Origin of the sequence: Microbacterium fluvii, from assembly GCF_025515205.1 — a bacterium.
Classification (GTDB): Bacteria; Actinomycetota; Actinomycetes; order Actinomycetales; family Microbacteriaceae; genus Microbacterium; species Microbacterium fluvii.
This window is the reverse complement of the sequence record NZ_JAOPFX010000001.1, coordinates 967972-990377: the sequence shown is the minus strand read 5'-3', so window position 1 is coordinate 990377 and position 22406 is coordinate 967972. Positions and strand designations below refer to the sequence as shown.

At 68.9% G+C, this 22406-nt stretch carries 28 protein-coding genes; 10 read left to right on the top strand and 18 right to left on the bottom strand.

The genetic code is table 11. The features are described from left to right. Positions 1-14: 14 nt before the first annotated feature. Complete coding sequence (locus OAW74_RS04530) at positions 15-2918, top strand: aminotransferase (RefSeq protein ID WP_262873138.1); 2904 nt, start codon at positions 15-17, stop codon at positions 2916-2918. 9 nt (positions 2919-2927) lie between these two features. Here the strand turns inward: OAW74_RS04530 and OAW74_RS04525 are convergent, their stop codons facing one another. Then, positions 2928-3653 carry a VIT1/CCC1 transporter family protein gene (locus OAW74_RS04525; protein ID WP_262873137.1) on the bottom strand — a complete coding sequence of 242 codons (726 nt, stop codon included), beginning with the start codon at positions 3651-3653 and terminating at the stop codon, positions 2928-2930. Between the two features lie 49 nt (positions 3654-3702). On the opposite strand from OAW74_RS04525, the gene OAW74_RS04520 reads away from it, so the two are divergent. Further along, positions 3703-4143 (top strand): VOC family protein, encoded by a 441-nt coding sequence (locus OAW74_RS04520; protein ID WP_262873136.1) that lies wholly within the window; start codon positions 3703-3705, stop codon positions 4141-4143. Between the two features lie 29 nt (positions 4144-4172). Here OAW74_RS04520 and OAW74_RS04515 read toward each other — a convergent pair whose 3' ends face one another. Both OAW74_RS04515 and OAW74_RS04510 read right to left on the bottom strand, forming a co-directional pair. After that, positions 4173-4493, bottom strand: coding sequence for a hypothetical protein (locus OAW74_RS04515; RefSeq protein ID WP_262873135.1), 321 nt, complete (start codon positions 4491-4493; stop codon positions 4173-4175). A 62-nt stretch (positions 4494-4555) separates the two neighbouring features. Further along, on the bottom strand, positions 4556-5161 hold the full coding sequence (locus OAW74_RS04510) for a dihydrofolate reductase family protein (RefSeq protein ID WP_262873134.1): 606 nt from the start codon (positions 5159-5161) through the stop codon (positions 4556-4558). A 75-nt stretch (positions 5162-5236) separates the two neighbouring features. Here OAW74_RS04510 and OAW74_RS04505 point away from each other — a divergent pair, with 75 nt between their 5' ends. Then, positions 5237-5608, top strand: a complete 372-nt coding sequence (locus tag OAW74_RS04505) for a YciI family protein (RefSeq protein WP_262873133.1) — start codon at positions 5237-5239, stop codon at positions 5606-5608. 17 nt (positions 5609-5625) lie between these two features. Here the strand turns inward: OAW74_RS04505 and OAW74_RS04500 are convergent, their stop codons facing one another. Both OAW74_RS04500 and OAW74_RS04495 read right to left on the bottom strand, forming a co-directional pair. Further along, a complete protein-coding gene (locus OAW74_RS04500; RefSeq protein ID WP_262873132.1) occupies positions 5626-5964 on the bottom strand; it encodes a TfoX/Sxy family protein in 339 nt (112 codons plus the stop codon). A gap of 42 nt (positions 5965-6006) precedes the next feature. Further along, positions 6007-6738, bottom strand: a complete 732-nt coding sequence (locus tag OAW74_RS04495) for an alpha/beta hydrolase (RefSeq protein WP_262873131.1) — start codon at positions 6736-6738, stop codon at positions 6007-6009. A gap of 151 nt (positions 6739-6889) precedes the next feature. On the opposite strand from OAW74_RS04495, the gene OAW74_RS04490 reads away from it, so the two are divergent. Next, on the top strand, positions 6890-7477 hold the full coding sequence (locus OAW74_RS04490) for a hypothetical protein (RefSeq protein WP_262873130.1): 588 nt from the start codon (positions 6890-6892) through the stop codon (positions 7475-7477). 58 nt (positions 7478-7535) lie between these two features. Further along, positions 7536-7799, top strand: coding sequence for a DUF1272 domain-containing protein (locus OAW74_RS04485; RefSeq protein WP_262873129.1), 264 nt, complete (start codon positions 7536-7538; stop codon positions 7797-7799). A 21-nt stretch (positions 7800-7820) separates the two neighbouring features. Here OAW74_RS04485 and OAW74_RS04480 read toward each other — a convergent pair whose 3' ends face one another. Beyond that, positions 7821-8513 (bottom strand): TetR/AcrR family transcriptional regulator, encoded by a 693-nt coding sequence (locus OAW74_RS04480; protein WP_262873128.1) that lies wholly within the window; start codon positions 8511-8513, stop codon positions 7821-7823. Between the two features lie 74 nt (positions 8514-8587). On the opposite strand from OAW74_RS04480, the gene OAW74_RS04475 reads away from it, so the two are divergent. Both OAW74_RS04475 and OAW74_RS04470 read left to right on the top strand, forming a co-directional pair. Further along, complete coding sequence (locus OAW74_RS04475; RefSeq protein ID WP_262873127.1) at positions 8588-9274, top strand: DUF4386 domain-containing protein; 687 nt, start codon at positions 8588-8590, stop codon at positions 9272-9274. Between the two features lie 66 nt (positions 9275-9340). Then, on the top strand, positions 9341-9775 hold the full coding sequence (locus OAW74_RS04470; protein WP_262873126.1) for a GNAT family N-acetyltransferase: 435 nt from the start codon (positions 9341-9343) through the stop codon (positions 9773-9775). On the opposite strand, the gene OAW74_RS04465 is transcribed toward OAW74_RS04470, so the two are convergent. The 3 genes from OAW74_RS04465 to OAW74_RS04455 are packed head-to-tail and all read right to left on the bottom strand — an operon-like array spanning position 9694 to position 11685. Further along, positions 9694-10182, bottom strand: coding sequence for a hypothetical protein (locus OAW74_RS04465; RefSeq protein WP_262873125.1), 489 nt, complete (start codon positions 10180-10182; stop codon positions 9694-9696). The genes OAW74_RS04470 and OAW74_RS04465 overlap by 82 nt on opposite strands. A 40-nt stretch (positions 10183-10222) precedes the next feature. After that, positions 10223-10951 carry a Type 1 glutamine amidotransferase-like domain-containing protein gene (locus OAW74_RS04460; RefSeq protein ID WP_262873124.1) on the bottom strand — a complete coding sequence of 243 codons (729 nt, stop codon included), beginning with the start codon at positions 10949-10951 and terminating at the stop codon, positions 10223-10225. Continuing rightward, positions 10948-11685, bottom strand: a complete 738-nt coding sequence (locus OAW74_RS04455) for an SDR family oxidoreductase (RefSeq protein WP_262873123.1) — start codon at positions 11683-11685, stop codon at positions 10948-10950. The genes OAW74_RS04460 and OAW74_RS04455 overlap by 4 nt, the downstream gene beginning before the upstream one ends. Positions 11686-11771: 86 nt before the next feature. Here OAW74_RS04455 and OAW74_RS04450 point away from each other — a divergent pair, with 86 nt between their 5' ends. Continuing rightward, positions 11772-12356 carry a TetR/AcrR family transcriptional regulator gene (locus tag OAW74_RS04450; RefSeq protein ID WP_262873122.1) on the top strand — a complete coding sequence of 195 codons (585 nt, stop codon included), beginning with the start codon at positions 11772-11774 and terminating at the stop codon, positions 12354-12356. Between the two features lie 36 nt (positions 12357-12392). Here the strand turns inward: OAW74_RS04450 and OAW74_RS04445 are convergent, their stop codons facing one another. The 7 genes from OAW74_RS04445 to OAW74_RS04415 all read right to left on the bottom strand — a co-directional run bounded on the left by OAW74_RS04445 (position 12393) and on the right by OAW74_RS04415 (position 19323). After that, positions 12393-12908: a hypothetical protein gene (locus OAW74_RS04445; protein WP_262873121.1), complete on the bottom strand. Its 516-nt coding sequence runs from the start codon at positions 12906-12908 to the stop codon at positions 12393-12395. A gap of 43 nt (positions 12909-12951) precedes the next feature. Beyond that, positions 12952-13422 (bottom strand): DUF6790 family protein, encoded by a 471-nt coding sequence (locus OAW74_RS04440; protein WP_262873120.1) that lies wholly within the window; start codon positions 13420-13422, stop codon positions 12952-12954. A 9-nt stretch (positions 13423-13431) separates the two neighbouring features. Next, complete coding sequence (locus OAW74_RS04435; RefSeq protein ID WP_262873119.1) at positions 13432-14124, bottom strand: phosphatase PAP2 family protein; 693 nt, start codon at positions 14122-14124, stop codon at positions 13432-13434. 31 nt (positions 14125-14155) lie between these two features. Further along, positions 14156-15973, bottom strand: coding sequence for an SLC13 family permease (locus OAW74_RS04430; RefSeq protein WP_262873118.1), 1818 nt, complete (start codon positions 15971-15973; stop codon positions 14156-14158). Then, positions 15970-17559 carry an MFS transporter gene (locus OAW74_RS04425; RefSeq protein WP_262873117.1) on the bottom strand — a complete coding sequence of 530 codons (1590 nt, stop codon included), beginning with the start codon at positions 17557-17559 and terminating at the stop codon, positions 15970-15972. The genes OAW74_RS04430 and OAW74_RS04425 overlap by 4 nt, the downstream gene beginning before the upstream one ends. Before the next feature lie 50 nt (positions 17560-17609). Then, positions 17610-18629 (bottom strand): glutaminase A, encoded by a 1020-nt coding sequence (gene glsA / locus OAW74_RS04420; RefSeq protein WP_262873116.1) that lies wholly within the window; start codon positions 18627-18629, stop codon positions 17610-17612. 61 nt (positions 18630-18690) lie between these two features. Beyond that, the gene (locus OAW74_RS04415) at positions 18691-19323 is read right to left on the bottom strand and encodes a hypothetical protein (protein ID WP_262873115.1); all 633 of its coding nucleotides are present in this window, start codon (positions 19321-19323) and stop codon (positions 18691-18693) included. Positions 19324-19455: 132 nt separating this feature from the next. Here OAW74_RS04415 and OAW74_RS04410 point away from each other — a divergent pair, with 132 nt between their 5' ends. Further along, positions 19456-19959, top strand: coding sequence for a methyltransferase family protein (locus OAW74_RS04410; RefSeq protein ID WP_262873114.1), 504 nt, complete (start codon positions 19456-19458; stop codon positions 19957-19959). Between the two features lie 71 nt (positions 19960-20030). Here OAW74_RS04410 and OAW74_RS04405 read toward each other — a convergent pair whose 3' ends face one another. Beyond that, positions 20031-20651 (bottom strand): ABC transporter permease, encoded by a 621-nt coding sequence (locus tag OAW74_RS04405; RefSeq protein ID WP_316250204.1) that lies wholly within the window; start codon positions 20649-20651, stop codon positions 20031-20033. Positions 20652-20780: 129 nt separating this feature from the next. After that, entirely contained in the window at positions 20781-21731 is a 951-nt protein-coding gene (locus OAW74_RS04400) for an NAD-dependent epimerase/dehydratase family protein (protein ID WP_262873113.1), read from the bottom strand. A gap of 86 nt (positions 21732-21817) precedes the next feature. Here OAW74_RS04400 and OAW74_RS04395 point away from each other — a divergent pair, with 86 nt between their 5' ends. Beyond that, complete coding sequence (locus tag OAW74_RS04395; protein ID WP_262873112.1) at positions 21818-22399, top strand: TetR/AcrR family transcriptional regulator; 582 nt, start codon at positions 21818-21820, stop codon at positions 22397-22399. Positions 22400-22406 lie beyond the last annotated feature (7 nt).

The window sequence follows — 22406 nt, the reverse complement described above, 5'->3', positions numbered from 1 at the left end:
GCTACAACCGAATCGTGCTCTTCGACTTCTTCGCCCATGGCGAGCTGCCCGCCCCCACGCTGCCGATCGACGAAGCGGAGCGGATGCTGCGCAGCACCTTCGACATCGACGCGACCCTCGAAGGGCTCGGCAGCCAGCAAGACCAGAACTTTCTCGTCCGCGGGCCCGGCGGGGAGCCGCTGGGCGTGCTGAAGATCAGCAATCCCGTGTTCAGCGAGCCCGAGATCGAGCTGCAGACCCTGGCGGGTGCGCTCGTCGGCGAGCGCCAGCCCGTGCGCACGCCGCAGGTGATCGCCTCGGGCTGGTGGCACACGTCGCAGGGGCGCCTGCACGCCCGCGTGATCAGCTTCGTGTCGGGGCGCACCCTCACAGGCTCGCGCTACCTCTCACCCGCCGTCGTGACACGACTCGGCGAGCTGTCGGCACGGGTGAGCCTGGCCCTCGCCGACGTCGAACACCCCGCCGCGACGCGCGTGCTGCAGTGGGACCTCCGCCATGCCGACCGCGTCGTCGAGACGCTGCTGCGCGACGAGCCCGACGCCGAGGTCCGCGACCTGGTCGCCGCCGCCGCCTCGGCCGCCGCCGCGGCCCTCGGCCCGCTCTCCGCCGCGCTGCCGGTGCAGCTGGGCCACTGGGACGTCACCGACGACAACGTGCTCGCCCCCGACTCCCCCGGTGCGCTCCCCGACGCCGTCATCGACTTCGGCGACGTGTGCGCGTCGTGGGCGGTGGGCGAGCTTGCCGTCACGGTGTCGTCGCTGCTGCACCACGACGGCATCGGCCCGTTCGAAGCGCTGGCCGCGGTGCGCGCGTTCCACGCGCTGCGGCCCCTCAGCGCCGACGAGGTCGACGCGCTGTGGCCGCTGGTCGTGCTGCGCGGCGCCGTGCTCGTGCTCAGCGGGCGCCAGCAGGTGCGACTCGACGAGGCCAACACCTATGCCGAAGACGGCATGAAGCGCGAGGCACGCATCTTCGAGGCTGCCGTGAGCGTGCCGGTGCCCGTGATGACCGCGGCGATCCGGTCGGAGCTCGGGCTGTCGACCGCCCAGACACCCACCTGGCCCGCGGGGGCGCTCGTCGAGTTCGACGGCCCCGTGGTCACCGTCGACGCCGGCACGACCGCGCCCCTCAACGACGAGGGCGCCTGGCTCGACGGTGACACTCTGGAGCGCACGGCGCACGCGGTGCTCGACAGCGGCGCCGCGGCCGTCGTGCTGCCGGCCTGGGCGCCGGTGCTCATGGGCGCCCCCGCGCGCACCCCGATCGCGCCCGCGACGGTGCCCACCGGGGCGACGCTGTGGCTCGCCCGGCCCACCCCGCTGAGGGCCCCCCACGGCGCCGAGATCGACCGCATCGCCGGAGCACTCACGGCGACGGTGGGGGCGGCATCCGTGCGACTTCGGCATGCGCAGGTCGACGCGTCGGACGACGGGATGCTGCCCGCCCGCGTGCCGATCTTCGTGCAGCTCGTGCACGCCGCCGTCGACTCAGCCCGCCCAGGTGGCACACCTGACGCCTCATCGTGCCGGTTGCCGGCACGTGTGCCACCTGGGGAGGCGGCGGGCTGGCGCTCGCTCATCGGCGACCCGGCCGCGGCCCTCGGCATCGGCTCGCCGGCGCCGGCGCCCGCGCCCTCCCCCGACGACGCGCTCGCGCGGCGCGGCGCCGCCCTCGCCGAGGTGCAGGAGCACTACTACGCCGACCCGCCGCGCATCGAGCGCGGCTGGCGCGAGCTGCTGATCGACCTCGATGGGCGCGTCTATCTCGACATGGTCAATAACGTCGCCGCCGTCGGGCATGCCCACCCGCGCATCGCCGAGGCCGCGAACCACCAGCTGCACCTGCTCAACACCAATTCGCGGTTCCACTACGGCGCGATCGCCGACTACGCCGAGCGGCTTGCGGCGACGCTCCCCGACCCGCTCGACACGGTGTTCCTGGTGAACTCCGGCTCTGAGGCCGCCGACCTCGCGCTGCGCCTCGCGATGGCGGCGACCGGGCGCTCCGACATCGTCGCGATGCGCGAGGCCTATCACGGGTGGACGTTCGCCAGCGATGCCGTCTCGACCTCGATCGCCGACAACCCGAACGCCCTGGCGACGCGCCCCGCCTGGGTGCACACCGTCGACGCCGCCAACTCGTACCGCGGGTCGCGCCGTGGGGCGGATGCCGCCGCCTACGGCCCCGAGGCGGCAGCCCACGTGCGCCACCTCGCGGACGAGGGCGTCGAGATCGCCGGGTTCATCTGCGAGGCCATCGCGGGAAACGCCGGCGGGATCGTGCTGCCCGACGGCTACCTCGCCGAGGTCTACGCCGCGGTGCGCGAGGTCGGCGGCCTCGCGATCGCCGACGAGGTGCAGGTGGGGTTGGGGCGGCTCGGCGAGTGGTTCTGGGGGTTCGAGCAGCAGGGGGTCGTGCCCGACATCGTCGCGGTCGCGAAGTCGCTCGGGGCCGGCTTTCCCCTCGGCGCTGTCGTCACGACCCGCGAGATCGCCGACCGGTATCGCACGCAGGGCTACTTCTTCTCGTCAACGGGAGGCTCCCCGCTGTCGTCGGTGATCGGCTCGACCGTGCTCGAGATCATCCGCGACGAGCACCTGCAGCACAACGCCCAGGAGGTCGGGGCTCGGCTGAAGGGCCGCCTCGAAGAGCTGGGGACGCGGCATCCGCTCGTCGGCACCGTGCACGGAGCGGGCCTCTATCTCGGGCTCGAACTCGTGCGCGACCGCGAGACGCTGGAGCCGGCGACCGAAGAGACCGCCGCGATCTGCGAGCGCCTGCGCGAACTCGGCGTCATCATGCAGCCCACCGGAGACCACCAGAACGTGCTGAAGATCAAGCCGCCGCTGTGCCTGTCGCAAGGTTCTGCCGACTACTTCGTCGACATGCTCGATCGGGTGCTCTCCACCGGCTGGTGAGCACGGGGCTCAGCCCGCGCTCGTGCCGAACAGGCTGCCGACCGCGAAGGTCGCTCCGAGCGCCAGCGCGCCGCCGAGCACGGTGCGCAGCACCGCCATCCACCGCGTCGAGCCGCCGATCCATGCCGCGACATACCCCGTCACGGCGAGCGCGATGAGCACGACGGCGAAGGTCCACGCGATGCGCACCGCGGGCGGAGTCGAGAGGATCGTCACGAGCGGCAGCAATGCTCCGAGCGTGAACGCCACGGCCGAGGCGAGCGCCGCCCGCCACGGGCTGACGACGTCGTCCTGGTCGATGTGCAGCTCGACCGACAGATGCGTGCGCAGGGCATCGGCCGCGGTCAGCTCGGTGGCGACCTGGCGTGCCGTCGCCTCGCTCAGCCCGCGGTCGCGGTAGAGACCGACGAGTTCTTCGAGCTCGCCCTGCGGGTCGTCGGCGAGCTCCCGCTTCTCTTTCGCGATGAGCGCCCGCTCGCTGTCGCGCTGGCTCGACACCGACACGTACTCGCCGAGCGCCATCGAGATCGCCCCGCCGACCAGCGCCGCCGCACCCGCGAGGAACACCGGCGCCACCTCCGAAGTCGCCCCCGCGACGCCGACCGCGACCGCCGCCGTCGAGACGATGCCGTCGTTGGCGCCCAGCACGCCGGCGCGCAGCCAGTTCAGGCGCTGCGCCAGGCCCGGTGCGTGGGGTTCGCCTCCGCGGGCGGCGTGCGAGTCGGTGCCTGTCACAAGCGCCAGGCTAATGCCGACCGGCTGCCTGCGGCGTAAGGTCGCACCCATGCCCGGCATCACACGCTTCGACCACATCGGCATCACCGTGGCCGACCTCGACACGGCCGTCGCCTTCTTCGTGGGGCTCGGCCTCGAGATCGAGGGCCGCACGTTCGTCGAGGGCGCCTTCATCGACACCGTCACCGGCATCGCCGACTCGCGCAGCGAGATCGTCATGCTGCACGCGCCGGGCGGCGGCACCGGCGTGGAGGTGTCGAGCTTCGTGCGCCCCGCGCACGAGCAGGGCACGCCGACCGCCAAGGCGAACACTCTCGGCCTGCGCAGCGTCGCCTTCGAAGTCGACGACCTGCCCGCCATCGTCGAGCGCCTCGCGGCCGACGGGTACACGCTCGACGGCGGCATCGGCGAGTACGAGGGCGTGTGGCGCATGGCCTACGTGCGCGGCCCCGAGGGCATCATCGTCGCCCTCGCCGAGCGCATCGGCTGAAAGGCCGAAGCGGATGCTGCGCCGCCCCGTCAGCGTTCGTCGAACTCCTTTCGCAGATACTTCGGCGCCTGCACACGCCAGGCCTCGGTGACCAGCTCGCCGAGGTGCTCGCCGTCGATGCCCGCCATACGGAAGGCGATCTTCGGCTCGTTCCAGGCGGTCGTCGTGCGCAGGAACACCTCGGGCTCCATCTCGGCGAGCGCGAGCGCGTCGAGCCGATCGCCCACCTTGACGGCGACGACGAGCTCGCGGGCGACGATCTCGCGGATGTCGGCGGGGATGCTCGGCCACGGGTGACACTCCCAGGCATAGAGCTTGCCCCGGACGAACCACGCAATGCCCGAGGTCATGGCCCGTTCCTCGCTGCCGGGCAGCCCGGCAGCGATAGCCCGCACGTCGTCGAGGGTGGGCATCACCCCGCCCGGCGATACCGGATGTGGGTCGCCAGCGGCGAGTGCAGCACCTCGACCGGCTCGAACCCGAACGCCTCGGTGCCGTCGAAGATCCGCTCGCCCTCGCCGAGCAGCACCGGCGCGATGTCGAGGGTGAGTTCGTCGATCACACCGGCGGCGAGGGCCTGGCGCACCGTCGACGCTCCGCCCGCGATGTCGACTCCCCCGTCGCCGGCCGTCTCGACCGCCCGCGCATAGGCGGCGTCGAACCCGTCGGTCACGAAGAAGAAGGTGGTGCCGCCCTCCATCTCGAGCGGGTCGCGGGCATGGTGGGTGAGTACGAACACGGGTGCGTGGTACGGCGGCTCGGGCCCCCACCATCCGTTCCACTCGCCGCTCCAATCGCCGCGGATCGGACCGAACATGTTGCGGCCCATCACGTACGCGCCCCGCGGGCGCCCCAGCCAGGCGGATGCGGTCGCATCGGCATCCGTCGCGCGCTCGTCGCCGAGATGCCAGCGATGCAGCTCGAGGCCCCGAGTGCCGAGCGGGTTGTCGAGCCGCTGATCGGGACCGGCGACGAAGCCGTCGAGTGAGATCGACATATGACAGGTGGTGTCAGCCATGCGACCATCCTGGGCACCCCCTCCGACACCCGCAACCGCGACCTGCGCACGCTACTGTGACCTCGAGGGGGCGCGATGAAGTATCTGATCCTGATCCACAGCACTCCGGCGGTGACCGACCTGTTCGCGGGCATGACCGACGAGGAGCGAGCCGCGGCCTACCAGGTCTACTGGGACGTCGAGTCCGACCTCGAGGGCACCGGCGAACTGGTCGACTCGAAGGCTCTCGACACCGCCGAGCAGAAGGTCGTGGTGCGCGGAGACACGTCGCCCGTGCTCAGCGCCGCGCCAGAAGGAGGCGATGTCGTCTCCGGCTACTACCTCGTCGATGTGGCCGGTGAGTCCCGCGCGGCCGAGATCGCGGCGCGCTTTCCCGAGGCGCTCGTGCCCGGCGGCATCCGCCTCGCTCGCGTGTGGACGGATGCGGATTTCGCCGCGAACACGTAGGCGCAGGCCCGCCGGGCTCAGCCCTGGAACCGGTTGAACCCCCGCGCCGCGTCGACCCAGAACAGCAGCCGCTCGTCGTCGGCGAGCGCGTCGGGCTCGACCAGCAGCCAGCCCGGCCCCATCTCGCGCTGATTCGGTCCCATCGTCGCGGGACCCGCGCCTGGCTCGAGCATGAGGGTGGCGGCGTCTTCCACCCCGACGCGCACCAGCAGCCGCGCGTCGCGCATCACCGCCACGACGATCCGTTCGTCGAGCAGAAAGGCGCGGCTGCCGAACATCGCCTTCTCGGTGAGGTCGGGTTCACCGGCCAGCAGCGCACGCGTGCGGTCGGCGAGGGTGCTCTGCGCTTCGCTCATCACGTCGCCGATTCTAGGGATGCGGCCGCTCGCCCGGTCTGCTCACGCCCGCAGATGCCGCGCGAAGAACGCCGCCGCCGACTCACCGGCATGGAGGGGCACGCCGGTGTGGCCGCCCATGTTCGCCTCGAGGGTCTTCTCGGTCGACGCGAACGCATCGAAGAGGTCGAGCGCCTGCTGCCGGTCGTTGCCGGCGTCGTCCCACTGCAGCAGCACGTGCAGCGGAATGGTGAGGCGCGCTGCATCGGCCATCGTTGCCGCGGGCACGTAGCTGCCCGCGAACAGCCCGGCGCAGCGGATGCGCGGGTCGACCGCCGCCAGGCGCACCGCGATCGAGATGACACCGCCCGAGAAGCCGACGGGTCCCGTGATCTCGTCGCGCTCGAGCAGTGCGTCGATCGCCTGCTGCCACTCGGGCACCGCCTGGTCGACGAGCGGGAGGATGAGCCGGTCGATGACGTCGGCCGACACCGACTCGCCTACCTGCAGCGCGCGGCGCAGGTCTGCGCGAGCCGCATCGACGCCCGGCAGGGGCGGGCGAACGCCGCTGCCCGGCAGCTCGATGGTCGCCGTGGCGAACCCGTCGGCGGCGGCGCGTGCCGCACGGGCGACCAGACGCGGATGCATCCGCTCGATGCCGCCGGGATGCCCCATGAGGATGAGCGGAGACGGTCGATCGGCGCCCGCGGGCGTCCAGAGGATGCCGGGCACGCCGTCGAGGGTGAAGGAGCGCTCGACGAGGTCGCCGACGCGTGAGTGTGAAGTGAGGTGCATGGTCGCAGCTTTCGGGAGTGGGGACGCTCCCGGGCGACCTATCGCCCGACCGTGACTCCGTTGCGGAGCGCCCACGTCGATTCGTTCATCGTGGCCACCTCCTTGCGCTCGTCGTCCGGCCCCAGGAGTCTACGCCGACGGGTCGCCCGTCGTGCTGCAGGTTCTCGCAGCCGACCTGACGGACTCCGGTTGTTTGCGCCGGTTCACGGCGCGCCGGTGGCCGGACGAGCCCACTGTCCGCGCCGTCTTGGGGCATACCATTGCGAACACAGGCCACAAAGGCGTGTCAGGAGAGGGACGTCGATTGGTTTTCAGAGTCGTGCTCTGGGCGTGTGCGTCGTTCGCCGCAGTGTTCGTGGTCTTCGGGCTCATCAGCTGGGCGTCGGGCGACCCATTTCCGCTGGGGCTCGCGATCTCACTATCGCTGGCGCTGGCGATCTCGCACACGGTGATGTCGACACGACAGCGTCAGCAGGCGGCTGACACGCCCCGCCCGCTGCGCAATGACATCGTCGAATTGGCGGCGTTCACGGTGATCGCCGCTTTCTTCGCTCTGATCACGATCGGGGTGACAGCCTCGTCAGGCGGCGATCTGACCGCGGTCGATGACTCGGGCCTCATGCCGTGGGCTCCGGCGTGGCTGCTGCTCATCCCGACCGTCATCGTGCTCGCGGTGTGCATCGCGGGCGCGGTCAACAGCGCGACCGTTGTCGTTCAGAGGATCCGCGGCACGCGATGACGGGCACCCTTACGCCCGCGCGCGGGTGTGGGTATCCACGCACCTGATACGTTGCGTCATGCTCGAAATTCGACCGAACTGCGAATGCTGCGATCGTGACCTCGCGACGGATGACCCGAACGTGTTCATCTGCACGATGGAATGCACGTGGTGCGACGGATGTGCACGCCTGCTCGACCACACCTGTCCGAACTGCGGCGGCAACCTCACGCAGCGTCCGATCCGTCCCGCTGTCTGGCTCGCGAAGTATCCCGCGTCCACGCAACGGATCTTCAACCCCGACTGCTTGCCACGTGTCGCCCCGGCCCAGATGACGGCGTGACGCCTCGGCGAAGGCCGCCGCTCAGCGCGCCGCCGACGACCAGCCGGCCGCGTGCATCCGCTCGAAGGCGTCGAGCAGGATGTCGAGCGCGAAATCGAACTCGGCATCCGCGTCGCACTCGGCGCCTGCGTGGGGGGCTGTCGTGGCCATGCGCACGATGCCCGGGTATGTCGCGGCGAAGTCGGCGAGCGCCGCAGCGCGCTGTGCGGGGTCGTCGGGGATCGACGGCGTCGGGAGCACGTCGCGCGTGAACCCCCACATGCGCGTGGACAGGGCGTGCATCGCGTGGTGGACGAGGTCGGCCGACAGCGAGCCGGCGAACAGGATCCGGATGAGCCGGTCCATATAGGCGAGCACGATCGGACCGGCCAGCGCGCGGGTCTCGATCGCTTCGACCGCCCACGGATGCCGCAGCACCACGCCGCGTGACGCTTTCACCTGCGTCCGCAGCGCCGTCTTCCACGTCTCGGCCGTGACGGCATCCGGATCGGCGTCCGGGGTGAGCATCTCGCCGACGATGTGATCGACCATCGCGTCGATGAGCTCTTCGCGGTTCGCGACGTGTTTGTAGAGGGCCATCGGCGTCACGGCGAGGTCGTCGGCGAGCCGGCGCATCGTGGTGCCGTCGAGTCCGACCTCGTCGGCCAGGGCGACGGCGGCCTCGGCGACACGTGCTCGACTCAGTGGAGTGCGGCCGGCATCCGGACTTGACATGTATACACCGTATACCTAGAGTCTGTTTGCATGGAGTATACGTCGTATACCCGGCCGGATCAGATCGGAGAACCATGACTCGCCTTCGTTCCCTCGCGCTCGCCGCGGGCCTGCTCTACCTCGTCACGCACGTGACGTCGGTCGGCGCGGCGATCTTCTACCGCCTCGCAACCGAGGGCGGCGGCGCCGGCCTCATCCAGGTCGGCGTCGCACTCGAAGTGACCCTCGCCCTCGCATGCGTCGGCAACGGCATCGTGCTGCTGGCGGTGCTGCGCCCCTACGCCCCGGTCGGCGCCGCCGCCTTCGCGGGGCTGCGCGGACTCGAGGCAGCGATCATCGGCGCCGGCACGCTTCCGATGATCGTCCTCGTGCAGTTGCAGACCGGCGCGATTGCGGCACCGACCGATCCGGCGCTCGAGCCGACGCTCGAGTGGCTGCACGAGGCGTCGTTCCTCGTCGGGCAGGGGCTCGTGATCGCGGTCAACACCGTCATCCTCGCCGTCGCCCTGTGGCGCTCGCGGCTCGTGTTCCCCGGCATCCCGATCCTCGGCGCGATCGGCGGCACGCTCGTGCTGCTGAGCGACCTCGGCCAGCTGTTCGGCGTCGTCGAGCAGTCGGGCAGCCTCGCTATGGTGCTCGCCGTGCCGATCTTCGCCTTCGAGCTCTGGTTCGCCGGATACATGCTGTTCGTGGGCTTCCGGCCGGACTCACCCGAACGCATGGTCGTGTCGGCCGAGGCGGCCGCTGCGCCATCGAGGTAGCCCAGCAGTCCACATGATCACAACCAGCCCGGTCGCCCAGACGCGCTCGGCTGGTTGGATCGACCCATGTCCCACGACCTCGTCTTCTCTGCCGACGCCGCAGCCATGGATGTCGACCGCGTGCACCGATGGCTGGCAGAAGAGTCGTATTGGGCGCGCGGCAGAACCCGCGAAGCGCACGAGACCGCCATGGCCGGCTCTCGCAACTACGGCGTCTTCGACGCCGAGAGCGGGCAGCAGCTCGGCTACGCCCGGGCGATCACCGACGGTGCGACGTTCGCATGGATCGCCGATGTCTTCGTCGACCCCGCCGCCCGCGGGCGCGGCGTCGGCAAGCGGATCATGGCGGGCATCGTCGACGACCTCGAACCCCTCGGCCTCAAGCGCACGGCACTGTTCACCGAAGACGCGCACGGCCTCTACGAGCAGTTCGGGTTCGATCGCCTCACCGATTCGGAGTCGTGGATGCTGCGCTGGGGCACGGGATACGAACCGCGCTGAAACAGCGGCGAAGGCCACGCTCCGAGTGTCAGTGCGGCAAGCGTGACCTGGATGAGGCCGGCTGCGAAGTAGATCCCCTGCAGCGGAGACCACACGAGCATCATCGCGATCTCGACGAAGATCCACGTCATCATCACCAGCCCGGCCGCGACGTTCATGCCGCTCGCCAGCCGGTAGCGACCGTGGGTCGCGAGAAGCGCCAGCGCTTGCGAACCGCCCACGACGACACCGAGGATCACGCCGGGCCAGACATATGTCGTGAACGGAGAGGCATGGAGCCACTCCAGCGGAATGCCCATCCCGCCGAAGCCGATCAAGCCCACCGCGCCGATCATCGCCGAGACGAGATTGAACCACGCGATGACCTTCAGCCAGGCCCACTCGGCGCGACGCGCGCGATCGCTCATGGCGCCGACGCTACGCTCCCCCACCGCCGCGCCCGGCCGCTCACGCCGTGAAAATCGTCGAGACGAGAACGCCGTTCTCAGCCGGCGCGACGCGCCAGACATTGCCCGCACCCTCGACCCGCAGCACGCCGTCGCCGACGATCAGGGTCGTGCGCTCGTCGATGCCGAGTCCACCCGAGATGAGCCCGGACTCGACCGCGGCGACCAGTCTCGACAGCATGCCGCGCTGGGCGGTGTGCACTTCGACGGTCACGTCGACGAGCCCGATACCGGCCTCGATCTCGAGTTCGTCGCCCGGCTCGTCAGGGTCTTCCGGCGAGACGACGACACCGCCGATCCGGGATCCGCTGCCCAGCGACCCCTCCGCCGCGATCATCGCGCCGGCCGAGACACCGAGGTAGGGCACTCCGTCGGCGACGAGCCGCCGCATCTGGTCGAAGAGGGGCTCGAGCCCCGCACGCACTGTCTCGACGTTGCCTCCGCCGACGGCGATGCCGTCGACATCCGCGATCGCATCGAGGCCGATCGACCGGTCAGGTCGCCCAGCGGTCAGATGCAGTTCGACGTCGGCTCCCGCGGCTGCTTCGGTCAGCAGCTCGCCCAGCGCCGCTGCCTTCTCCACTGCTTCGGGATGCAGCGAGATCACGGCGATCCGCGGTCGCACACGGCCTGCGTCATGCGCGCGACGCACCGCTTCGGCAACGAACGGCGCATGGAGTGCCGCATCCGCAGTCGTCGTCGCGCCTCCACCGATGAGATGCACGCTCATGCGGCGCCGCCGTTGACGTAGAGCACCTGGCCGTTGACCCATCGACCCGGCCCGGCGAGAAAGGCGACGGTCTCGGCGATGTCTTGGGGCGTGCCGAGACGCGTCATCGGGTTGGATGCGGCGATCCCGTCGATCTGCTCCTGGCTCTTGCCCTCGAAGAACAGCGGAGTCGCCGTCGGCCCCGGGGCGACGGCGTTGACGGTGATGTCCCGCCCGCGCAGCTCGCGCGCGAGGATCAGGGTGATCGCCTCGACGGCGCCCTTCGACGCCGCGTAGGCGCCGTAGCCGGGGATCTGCAGCCGCGTCACGGAGGTGGAGAAGTTCACGATCGCCCCACCCGCGCGCAGTCGCCGAGCGGCGAGCTGGTCGACGACGAATGTGCCGCGCACATTCGTGCGCTGCACCCGATCGAACGTCTCGAGATCCAGCTCGGCAATGGGTGCGAGGGGCATGATTCCGGCGGTGTGCACGAGCACATCGATGCCGCCGAAGGCCTCCTCGGCGGCATCGAAGAGCGACAGCATTTCGCGTTCATCGGCGACATCTCCCCCGACCGCGATCGCGCGGCCGCCGGCGGTCTCGATGTCGCGCACGGTCTCGAGGGCACGGTCGCGGTTGCCGGCGTAGTGCACGACCACGGCGGTGCCGTCTGCCGCAAGCCGCAGTGCGCTTGCTCGGCCGATTCCCCCGGAGCCACCGGTGACGATCGCGACGCGACTCGTGGAAGTGGTCATTGTGAGTCTCCCGACTTCATGTGGACGATTTGTTCATAACGGATGCTAGTGCATAATGGACAGATCGTCCACAAAGGGAGCCGATCGTGCACTCATCGACCCAGCGCTCAGGGCGGGGACGCCGCCCTGCCGCGGAGGTGCGCGCCGCCGCCGTCGACGCGGCGGGCAGGCTGCTGTTCGCCGAGGGCATCCGAGCGATCACGTTCGAACGGATCGCCAAAGAAGCCGGTGTGAGCAAGACCACGCTCTACAAGTGGTGGCCGTCACCGGGCGCCCTCGCCGCCGAGGCGTACTTCGCCCGCAGCCAGCCGTTGCTGGAGTTCCCCGACACAGGCGACCTTCATGCGGACCTCGTCACCCAGGTCACCTCTTTCGCCGAATTGATCGCCGAGGGAGGCAGCGTCATCCCCCAGCTCATCGGCTCTGCGCAGACCGATCCCGATCTGGCCGAGGCGTGGACGCGCACCTATGCGCTCCCCCGCCGGGACCTCGCGCGGGAGCGCCTCCTGAAGGCGCAACGCGCCGGGCAGCTGGGCGCCGACGCCGACATCGACATCGTCATCGACCAGATCTGGGGCGCCTTCTACCACCGGCTGCTCGTGCTGCGCACTCCCATCCGCGATCTCGACATCGAGCGCCTCGTCACCGCCGCAATCCGCGGCGCCGGATAGCCGCCACTTCGAGTCACGCGAGCCTCTGCCGACGGACTACTCGGTGCGCACCGCATCCATATGCTGCTCCAGCCACCAGGTGCGACCGCCGTCGGCAGACGACCAGCCGTCCCAGGCGAACGTGTCGGCCGTGATGTCACTGAAGTTCCAGCGGAGGGGGATCTCACCGTCTGGGGTGAGTTCGCTGCCGTCTTGGCGGATGCTGTCGGCACCGTGCGCGCGAGCGATGAGCGCTCCGTAGTTCGCGTGCAGGGTGCCGAACCAGTTCACCCGCCAGGCGCCGATGCGCGGGTCGAACGCCCGAATCGTGGTGCCGGCGATCACCGGTTCGTCACCGCGGTCGCTGCCGACGATGACGTCCTGGATCGCCCGGCCCCCGGCGACCCACGAGAAGATCCAGTCCCGCTCGCTCTCCGCCCACTCGGACTCGGCAGAGGCGCGATAGCGGTTGCGCACGCGCCAGCTACCGACGAGTCGGCCGAACACGTCGTGGTCGGCGGGGAGATCAGCGGCAGGCCCGGCCGCGAGCAGCACGTCGGCGAAATCGCTCATGCCCGCACGCTAGCGCTGCCCTCCGACGTCGAACGCGGCGGCGTCAGTTCGTGAGCACCTGAGCCAGTCCGACGACGCCGGCGGCGATGACGATGACCGCGACGATCAGGTCGGTCCACATCGCGAACGTCTCCATCGCGTTGCGGCTACGGTTGCGCAGGTGGCCGAGGTACGCGAGCCCCAGATATACCCCTCCCGCGAGGCCCGCGATCGGCCACCACCCGGGAATCAGCGCCAGCAGACCGACCGCTCCGAAGGCGATGTTCGCCTGAGCGAGCTCACGCGTCACGGTTCGCTCGGCGGCACTGGGCGCGCTCTCCCCCATGATCCCCGACGTGATGTCAGGCTTGACGAGCTGGGTGATCCCCGCCACCAGGAGCCGCGTGCCCACGCCCCAGAACGCCCACCACATGCCGTAGATCGCGATCGGCGACCCGGGTGCCACGACCAGATGGATCGTGCCGAACAACAGCGGCAGAACGACGGTCTGCAGACCGACGACGACGAAGTACATGGTCCCCCTTCACGCTGCGTTTCGGCAGATCAGCTCTCGCCGCACCACACCGGCGATCCACCGCCCGAGCAGGGCGCCCGCGATGGTGTCTGAGATGTGGTGTTGGCCCCGGTAGACCCGCGAGAACGCGATCGCACCGGGAATCCCGTACCGAAGCAGGGGCCCGATCAGCCGCGTGACGCGGGCGCCGTGTCGATCGAGCAGGTCGGCGAGTGCGCCATGGAGCGCGAATGCTGCCGCCGTGTGCCCGGAGGGAAACGACGACGTGGCATGCGGCTGCTCCGGGCGCCAGACTTCTGCGGGTCGTGGCCGTTTCACGAGCGCCGCGGATGCGACGAAGCACGCGGTCTCGATGGCGAGCGCCGCCGCGGGGGCGACCGCTGAACGGCGGTCGCGCGTCGACAGCCAAGTGACGGCGCACCAGATCGCGCCGTTCGCGATCGTCTGCGGCACACCGGAGTACCACGAGAGCGGCTCGGTGACCCGATCGATCGGCTCGCGCGGCACCGTCGGCTCGGCGCGGCCAGTGACGACAAGGGCATCGCCGTCGTCCGGCCGGTGACCGAACGCCTGCTGCAGCGCACGCACAGCCCGGTCTTCGCGAGGATCGTCGCCGTCGAGCAGCCGCACCGCCCGCCCCGCCGCGGCGAGAACCGCGATCGCACCCAACCCCGGCAGCAGGACGCCTTGGATCAACGGCATGCCCGAATCCTAACGACGCCGCGCGCGAGAGTCAGTACAGCGGAAGAACAGGCGGAACGAGCACGACGCTCACGACGAGCACGATCACGGTGAACGGGGCGCCGACGCGGAAGAAGTCTCCGAATCGGTATCGACCGGGCTCGACGACGAGCGTGTTCACCGGCGACGAGACGGGTGTCATGAACGCGCACGACGCGGCCAGCGCGATGATCATGGCGAAGGGAAGAGGAGACGCGCCGAGTTCGGTCGCGGTCGTGATCGCGATCGGCGCCATGAGCACGGCCGTGGCGGTGTTAGACACGAACAGGCCGATCGTCGCCGTCAAAGCGAACAGCACGGCGAGCAGCACGGTCGGCCCCGCATCGCCGACGGCACCGAGAAGGCCGTCGACGACGAGGTCGACGCCGCCCGTGCGCTCCAGGGCGAGCGCGAATGGCAGCATCCCCACGATCAGCAGCAGTGTCGGCCAGTGGATCGCGCGGTACGCGCTGGGCATGTCGATGCAACGGAAGGCGCCCATGAGCAAGCATGCGATGAGGGCTGCGATCACATTCGGCACGACACCGGTGACCATGAGCACGACCATCAGCAGCACGCTCGCGATCGCGAAGGGGGCCTGATTAGCGGCAGGGGCGACCTCGTCGACCTCGACAGGCAGATCGAGGAGCACATACCCGTCGGGGCTGGTCCGCAGCCGCTGGATCGCGTTCCACCCGCCGGTCACGAGCAGGGTGTCGCCGGTCGCGAGGCGGATCGAGGGGAACACCGCGCCGGCGGCCGTGCCTTTGTGCCGCACTCCCAGCACCACGAGGTCGTACCGTTGCGCGAAGCGGAGGCTCACCACGCTGCGGCCGCGCGCGTACGACTCCGGTGCGATCATGACCTCGGCCATGCCGAGCTGACGCGCGTGCTTCGCGAACACGTTGTCGTCGCCCCTCGGCCCTTCGGTGAGCTCGAGAGCACCGCGACGTGCGGCATCGAGTGCCACGTCGACCACCAGCACATCTCCGCTGCGGACTCGTGCGTCGTCGGCCGTGGTCAGCACGGATCGCCGCACGAGTCTGCGCTGTTCGAGCACGAGCACCCTCGCCGGGCGCCCCGCTCCCAGATCGACATCGGCGAGCCGGCATCCGATGAGAGGGGATGCCGCGCCCACCCGATACCTGTGCGTGCGCGCATCGACGCCGTAGTCCGAGAGCAGCAGGTCGAAGGTTCGGCGGGCGCCACCGCCGGAGTCGACGTCTTCACCCAGCCAGCGTCTCGCGATCAGGATGTAACCGATCGCCAGGGCGAGGATGACCAAGCCGAACGGTGTCGGGCTGAAGAACCCGAAACCTTCGTTGCCGCTGCGGACCAGCTCGGCATCGATGACCAGGTTGGGAGTCGTGGCGATCAGGGTGAGTGTGCCGCTGATCAGTCCTGCGAAGCTCAATGGCATCAAGAGCTGACGCTTGGAGACTCCGGTGCGTGCCGCGACGCTGAGAGCGACGGGGATGAAGATCGCGACCACGCCTGTGGAGCTCATCACCGCGCCGAGCAACGCCACGCAGAGCATGAGCAGCACGATCACCCGGGCCTCGCTCGCGCCCGCGGTGCGCCCCAGCCAATCGCCCAGCCGATAGGTCACCCCCGTGCGAGACAGCCCCTCCCCGACCACGAACAGCGCCGCAATCAGCACCACGTTCGGATCGGCGAATCCGGCAAGAGTCTCGGATACGGTCAGGACGCCGGTGAGGGGCAGCGCAACGATCATCAGCACCGCGACCACATCCATGCGGGGCCGACCGATCGCGAACATCGCGATACTCGCGATCAGAAGCGCGACGACGATCACGAGGTCCACGTTCACCGAGGGCGGGCTCCCGTCGCGACCGACTCCGGGATCTCGCCCGGCACATATTTCGGCAGCCGGCTCGCCGGCACGATCGCGGCGGCACTGACTCCGGCGAGGATCAGCAGTCCGAGCTTCAGTGCGCTGAGCCGTGCCTCTTCGTTGACGGCGACGGCCGCGTCGACCTGTGCGGGTGTCGCGTCGGTGTCGTCGAGGATGTCGCGCAGTCGGTCGTTGCTGACGAAGTTGGTGCGGTCGAGATCTACCTGCGCGACAAGATCAGGCGGCAGTTCTGGATGGTCGGCGAGAGCGGCGACGACGTTGACGCTCAGGATGCCGACGAGAAGAGCGCCGGCGATGGCTGTGCCGACTGCGGAGGCGAGATTCTGGGTCGTCCCTCGCACCGAGCCCACGTCTCCGGCAAGCTCCTTCGGCGAGGCGGTGACGAGCACATTGAACACGAGGGTGACAAGAGCGCCCTGCCCGACGCCGAAGACGAAGAGACCGAGAATCGTCGGAAGCGTCTCCCAGTTGTTGGTGACGACGAACGCGAGCCAGAGCAGCGCCACGGTCGTCAACACGAACCCGAACATCCCGATCACTCGCGGCGGGAACCGGCGGTAGAACCGGACCACGATCATCGCGGAGAAGAACACGGTGAGGTTGAACGGCAGCATAGCCAGCGACGTGTCGAACGGGGTGCGCCCCTGCACGATCTGGATATACAGCGGGATGCTGAAGTTCAGTGCCGCTTCGAGGCCGACGACGATGAACATCGCGTACACGGCGGCGCGCTCGCGCGACGATCCGAAGACCGACAGGCTCACGAGCGGCACCCTGCCAGATCGGGTTCGACGCCGCGTCCACAGGAAGAACAGCTGGACCAGGATCAGGCCGATGAGGATGAGGACCGGAGCAGGCGAGAGCCCGAGCACATCGAACGGGGCGTCGTCTTTGGCGAACAGGATTCCCCAGCCGTTGAGGTTGTTGACGCCCAGCGTGAGCGACACGATACCCAGACCGATGAGAAGGGCACCGACCAGGTCGATCTTGATCCCCGGGTTTCCCGGCAACCCCCGCAGAGTGAAGCTGAATGCGAAAACCGCAACGGCGATGATGAGCACGACCACGAACACGTGCCGCCAGCCGACGAATGTGGCGAGTGTGCCGCCGATGAGGAACGCGCTCACACCGGCGAGCGCCCTCGCGGAGCCGAGCGATCCGATCGCCGTCTCCTGCTGGCGACCGCGATAGTTCTCCGCGATAAGCGCGACCAGCGAGGGCACGATGATCGCCGCGGACGCGCCGGCCACGGCCTGTGCGCCGATGACCCAGCCGACGGATGGTCCGAGGATCATCATCAGCGCGGAGCCGGCGAACAGCGCCACGACGACGCGGAACATGATCACCCAGCCGACGCGTTGGCCGATCTTCGACCCGACCATCACGAGCGCAGCGACCACGAGCCCATACGTGACGATCGCGGTGCTCACGTCGGTGGGCGGCACTCCGAACGTGTCGACCATCCCGCCCAGCGACACCGGAAGCGCGGCGACGTTGTACGACATGAGGATCTGGGCGAGGAACAGCCCGACCATCGGCATCCACGATCGCCGCTGAACTGAAGAGGATGTGGTGGGGGGCTCGTGGATGCTCATGATTCGACTCCCCGTTCGTTCCGCGGCGCGGAGGCGAAGACGTTCAGACCGAGAGTGCGTGAGAGATGTGCGGTCGCGATCTGACCGCGCACGCTGTTGCCGGCGCTGTCGAGGGGCGGCGCATAGGTTCCGATTCCGACCTTTCCGGGCGCCACCGTGACGATGCCGCCCGAGACGCCCGACTTGCCGGGGAGCCCGATCTCGAACAGCCACTCGCCCGACCGCTCATAGAGGCCACTCGCAGCGAGCACCGCCAGTGTGTCGCGGCAGACGTCGGCAGAGACGACGCGTTCTCCGGTCACCGGGTTCACGCCACCGTCGGCCAACGTGGCGCCCATCACGGCGAGGTCCCGTGCATCGATCAGAAGGGAGCACTGCCGCGTGTAGACGTCCACCGCGGCGGCCGGGTCGAAGCGAATCCGCCCGTAGCTCTCCAGCAGTTGGCCGATCGCCCGGTTGCGATGGTTCGTGTCGACCTCCGACCGGTACACATTCTCGTCGACCTCGAGCCGCCGCCCGGCGAACGCCGAGAGACCCGAGACGATCGCATCCCACTTCGCATCTGCCGTGGCGCCGGGCATCAGCGCGGTCGTCGCGATCGCTCCCGCGTTCACCATGGGATTGCCCGGGTGACCCCCGCTGAGCTCTACGGCCAGGATGGAGTTGAACGCAGCACCGGTGTTGTTCACCCCGACCACGTCCGAGACTTCCTCGTGACCCATCGCGTCGCACAACAGCGAGTACACGAACGCCTTCGAGATCGACTGGATCGAGAACCGCACTCGTGTGTCCCCGATCTCGTGCACACCGCCGTCGACATCGACGACGCACGCTCCGAAAGCCTCCGCATCCGCTGTCGCGAGAGCCGGAATGTAGTCGGCGACCACGCCCTCGTGGTGGCTCACTGCTCGCGTATACGCGGCGTCGAGCAGGTCGACGATCTGCGCACTGACTGGCACATATCCGGTCTGCGCCCGCTGTCTCACATCTCCGACATCGAGGTCTCGCAGCTGCATGGGCCCACCATATCGGCGCCGATCGCGCCGGCCATCTCCACCCGCCGTCCAGCACTCCCCGCTAGACCCAGTCGCCCATCTCTGTCTTGTTCGTGTGTTTGATCTTCCGCCGACGCACCTTCTTGGTGCGTGGCGGCTCGCGCCAAGTAAGCCAGCCCACAAGCTCGCCATCAGTGGCCGGCTTGATCCCCCAGACGTCCAGGTCGGTCCATCGTCCTCCGCCCTTCATCGGAGTTCCGTACTTGAGGTCTTCAGCGAGCACCACTTTGGCATCTTCTCCAGCCAAGAGCTGAGACCGCCGTATGACCGTCAGGTCTCCCAGCGCCATGTGCGCGGCAGACGTGTCGCGCGGTATGTCCACGTGGAGCTCGACGTCGAACGCAGGCCCGTTTCCGTGGTTCGCGATGGTGACGAGAAGACCGGCACGATAGTCCTCGACTTCTTCGGGCTGAGTCATGAAGTCATACGCGTTCACCATGACGACGCCACTCTTGGCGATCTCAGCGCGATCGAGAAAAGTCTCGAGATCTGCCTTTTCGACACGCCCCGCGCTCTGATCGAATCGAAACTGAAGCAGAGGCCGTGGCCGCCACTTGCTCGCCTGCACAGCCACACCGAGCGCGACGACAAGCGACAAGAATGCGATCGCAATCGTGCCCACGTCTTTGAGGACAGCCCAGGACTCCGCAGTCATGTCGGAATCGTAGAAGGCGAGTTACAGACTGCGCCAGCGTCGACCGCGGGCGGCCCGCATCGAACCACCCTGGAGGGGGTCGATGCCTTGACCCTCCTGGGTCGGAGAGGAACGTCGGAGTACCGTCGAAGCGTGAACCGCATCCGGGTGCGCGCGTGGGCAGGAACGATTGTCTTCCTCGCCCTCGCCCCCGGAATCGTGGCCGGCCTGATTCCGTGGCTGATCACGCGATGGCACATCCCCTGGACAGGTCCGGCCCTGTGGGTGGTCGCAATCGTGGCAGGGTTCTGCATCCTGAGCGGGGTGCTCGTGCTGCTGGACGCGTTCATCCGCTTTGCGCGGGCCGATGGCACTCCCGCGCCGCCGATTCCCACGGCGCATCTGGTCATCGCCGGGCCGTACCGTTTCGTGCGCAACCCGATGTACCTCGCGGTGCTCGCGATCATCCTCGGGCAGGCGCTGCTGTTCGGAAGCCTCGCAACGCTCGCCTACGCCGCGATCGCGTTCGCCGCCGTGCTGCTGTTCGTGCGCGCTTACGAAGAGCCGACACTGGAGCAGTCCTACGGTGACGAGTACCGGACGTATCGACGCCACGTCCGGGGTTGGTTGCCCCGACGTCGCCCGTGGAGCGCATGACGCATGGCGCCCCGGCCGTCTTCAGCGGCTGATCGTGGGTTTGACCGTGACTGAGCCCATGGCGTGGGCGATCAGCGATGCGGTGATGTGCCGGTGGCGAGGATGCCGGCGAGCACGACGATCTGAAAACGTCCGGCCTCGAGGGGCGAGAGACCGCCGAAGATCGCGCCGACGAATGCCCCGGGGAGCACGACAAGGCCCGTCGTCTTCGTCTGGTCGATGCTGGGCACGAGCGCATCACGGATGGCCCGCCGTGCCAGATGCACCGTCGATTGCCGCGGTGTTGCGCCCACCGCCAGCCAGCCCTCGACCTCGTCCCAATGATCCACGACCGCCGTCGTGAAGTTGCGGCCGGTCAACGTCGCGACGCTCATCGCGTTGCCGATGATGATGGCGCCGATCGCGAGCGCGAACCGTGCGGTGAGTTCCAGAGCTCCCGTCCCGAACACGACCAGCATCGTCGTCGCTGCGCCCGCGAGTATCGCTAGTCCGGTCTGGGCGAGTACGGTCCACGACCAGCCCACGCGGTGAGCCGCCACCGTGGATGCGACGACGAACATCACCGCAAGCGCAGCCGCGATCCAGAACGGGTTGGAGATGATGCCCGACAGCACGAAGCTGATCGCTGCCAGTTGCACCGCGCCACGCAGGATCGCCCACGCCGGTGCGCTCGGATCGGGCACGCGGAACACGATCAGCACCGTCACGCCGATGACAGTGAGCACGGCAACGCCCACAAGCGACGGAAGCAGATCGGACGGCACACCCACAGTCGGAGCCTACGGCCACCGGGATCAGGCGACGGTCGTGCCTGTCAGCGGTCAGGGCGTGGCATGAGCGTCGTGGATCGATTGGATGCCTTCACGGTAGGTCGTGACCCGGAAATCGGGAAAGGCGTGCGCGAACTTATCGGTCACGAAGATGCTGTCGTGCGCGTACCGCGGAAGCAGCTCGAGAATCCCCCGCGCGCCTCGGTCGAAGAGACCGGCTGCCTGGAAGGCGATCTTCGGCATGACCGTGTAACGGACCTCTTTGCCCCAGACGCCGGACGCGACTCCGGCGAGCTGCCTGTAGGTGAGGGGCGAGTCGCACGGCAGGTGCCACGTCTGCCCGTAGGCCGATGGAGTGTTGCCGAGGAGCGCCATCGCCCTGCTGGCATCCGGTGTCCAGATCAGCGTGCGGAGGGTGTCGTCGCGGAGCGGGACGCGCGGCTTCTCACCCTTCTGAATCGGGTCGAGGAACAGTGTGTTGGTGAAGCTCTGGGTCTTGCCGGTTCCGTAGAACTCCGGCGCCCGGCAGATGACAGCTTCGACCCGCCCGGCAGACATGGCCTCGAGCAGCATGGTGGTCACCAGGGCCCGAGTCTTCGCCTTGGGACCACGCGGATCGAACGGCGTGTCCTCGGTGAGCGGCTCACCGGTCATCGGATACATGTAGGTGTTGTCGAAGAACACGAGCTTGGCGCCGTGCCTCTCGCACGCGTCGATCGTGTTCCGCATCATCACCGGCAACTGCTCCGCCCACATCTTCGCGTTCGGGGGCAGGCCCACGGTGAGGTAGACGATGTCGCTGCCTGAGACGGCAGCATCCGTCTGCTCGGCATCCAGCAGGCTCGCCGCGACCACCTCGTCGGTGTCGTGGAGCCGCTTCGGGTGGCGGCTGACCAGTCGCAGCCGGGTCGTGTACCGGTCGTGAAGTTCTCGCGCCAGTTCCGTTCCGATCTGGCCGCCGGCTCCGAGGATCGTCTGCATGCCGACACCGCTCCCTCTCATGTTGACACTGAACACATCGCACTCTAGCATCCAATGTGAGCAGTGAACACATTGGAGTCAGCATGGACACGGAACAGCCCCTGTCGATGACCCGCGACGCATATCACCACGGCGATCTGACGACGGCATTGATGGATGCTGCGACCGAGATGCTCGAGGCAGGTGAGCCGTTCTCGCTGCGTGCCGTCGCGCGCCGCGCGAATGTGTCGCAGTCCGCGCCGTACCGGCACTTCGCCGACCGGGATGCGCTCGAGTCAGCCCTCGCGGTGCGCGGCTTCCGCGACCTTCGCGAACGGCTCTCTCCTGGAGGTCGGCGGGCAGCATCCGAGGCCGATCTGATCGGGTTCGCCGTCGCTTACGTCGGCTTCGCGCTCGAGCATCCGGCGGTGTTCCGCCTCATGTTCGGACAGGAGTGCGACGACCGCAACGACGAACGCGTGCTCGCCGCGGGCGACCTCCACACCCTCCTCGAGCAGTCGCTTCGCGACCTCTACCCCGACACCGATCCGACTGCGCTTGCCACGGCGCTGTGGGCGCTCGCCCACGGACTCGCGTTCCTCCACCTCGACGGAAAGCTCGCCGCCGACTCCCCCGACGTGGTCGCCGATCGCGTCCGCGGGTCGTTCGCCGCCGTGCGCGCGCTCGCCTCCACCGTCGCGAGCGTCTGAACGCCGA

Coding starts and splice junctions, on each gene's coding strand:
- OAW74_RS04400 (WP_262873113.1), bottom strand. CDS start 21,731: ATGAGAGGGAGCGGTGTCGGCATGCAGACGATCCTCGGAGCCGGCGGC.
- OAW74_RS04415 (WP_262873115.1), bottom strand. CDS start 19,323: ATGACTGCGGAGTCCTGGGCTGTCCTCAAAGACGTGGGCACGATTGCG.
- OAW74_RS04500 (WP_262873132.1), bottom strand. CDS start 5,964: ATGAGCGAAGCGCAGAGCACCCTCGCCGACCGCACGCGTGCGCTGCTG.
- OAW74_RS04470 (WP_262873126.1), top strand. CDS start 9,341: ATGTCCCACGACCTCGTCTTCTCTGCCGACGCCGCAGCCATGGATGTC.
- OAW74_RS04510 (WP_262873134.1), bottom strand. CDS start 5,161: ATGGCTGACACCACCTGTCATATGTCGATCTCACTCGACGGCTTCGTC.
- OAW74_RS04445 (WP_262873121.1), bottom strand. CDS start 12,908: ATGAGCGATTTCGCCGACGTGCTGCTCGCGGCCGGGCCTGCCGCTGAT.
- OAW74_RS04515 (WP_262873135.1), bottom strand. CDS start 4,493: ATGACCTCGGGCATTGCGTGGTTCGTCCGGGGCAAGCTCTATGCCTGG.
- OAW74_RS04395 (WP_262873112.1), top strand. CDS start 21,818: ATGACCCGCGACGCATATCACCACGGCGATCTGACGACGGCATTGATG.
- OAW74_RS04440 (WP_262873120.1), bottom strand. CDS start 13,422: ATGTACTTCGTCGTCGTCGGTCTGCAGACCGTCGTTCTGCCGCTGTTG.
- OAW74_RS04435 (WP_262873119.1), bottom strand. CDS start 14,124: ATGCCGTTGATCCAAGGCGTCCTGCTGCCGGGGTTGGGTGCGATCGCG.
- OAW74_RS04480 (WP_262873128.1), bottom strand. CDS start 8,513: ATGTCAAGTCCGGATGCCGGCCGCACTCCACTGAGTCGAGCACGTGTC.
- OAW74_RS04485 (WP_262873129.1), top strand. CDS start 7,536: ATGCTCGAAATTCGACCGAACTGCGAATGCTGCGATCGTGACCTCGCG.
- glsA (WP_262873116.1), bottom strand. CDS start 18,629: ATGCAGCTGCGAGACCTCGATGTCGGAGATGTGAGACAGCGGGCGCAG.
- OAW74_RS04460 (WP_262873124.1), bottom strand. CDS start 10,951: ATGAGCGTGCATCTCATCGGTGGAGGCGCGACGACGACTGCGGATGCG.
- OAW74_RS04455 (WP_262873123.1), bottom strand. CDS start 11,685: ATGACCACTTCCACGAGTCGCGTCGCGATCGTCACCGGTGGCTCCGGG.
- OAW74_RS04495 (WP_262873131.1), bottom strand. CDS start 6,738: ATGCACCTCACTTCACACTCACGCGTCGGCGACCTCGTCGAGCGCTCC.
- OAW74_RS04425 (WP_262873117.1), bottom strand. CDS start 17,559: ATGCCGATGGTCGGGCTGTTCCTCGCCCAGATCCTCATGTCGTACAAC.
- OAW74_RS04475 (WP_262873127.1), top strand. CDS start 8,588: ATGACTCGCCTTCGTTCCCTCGCGCTCGCCGCGGGCCTGCTCTACCTC.
- OAW74_RS04505 (WP_262873133.1), top strand. CDS start 5,237: ATGAAGTATCTGATCCTGATCCACAGCACTCCGGCGGTGACCGACCTG.
- OAW74_RS04465 (WP_262873125.1), bottom strand. CDS start 10,182: ATGAGCGATCGCGCGCGTCGCGCCGAGTGGGCCTGGCTGAAGGTCATC.
- OAW74_RS04520 (WP_262873136.1), top strand. CDS start 3,703: ATGCCCGGCATCACACGCTTCGACCACATCGGCATCACCGTGGCCGAC.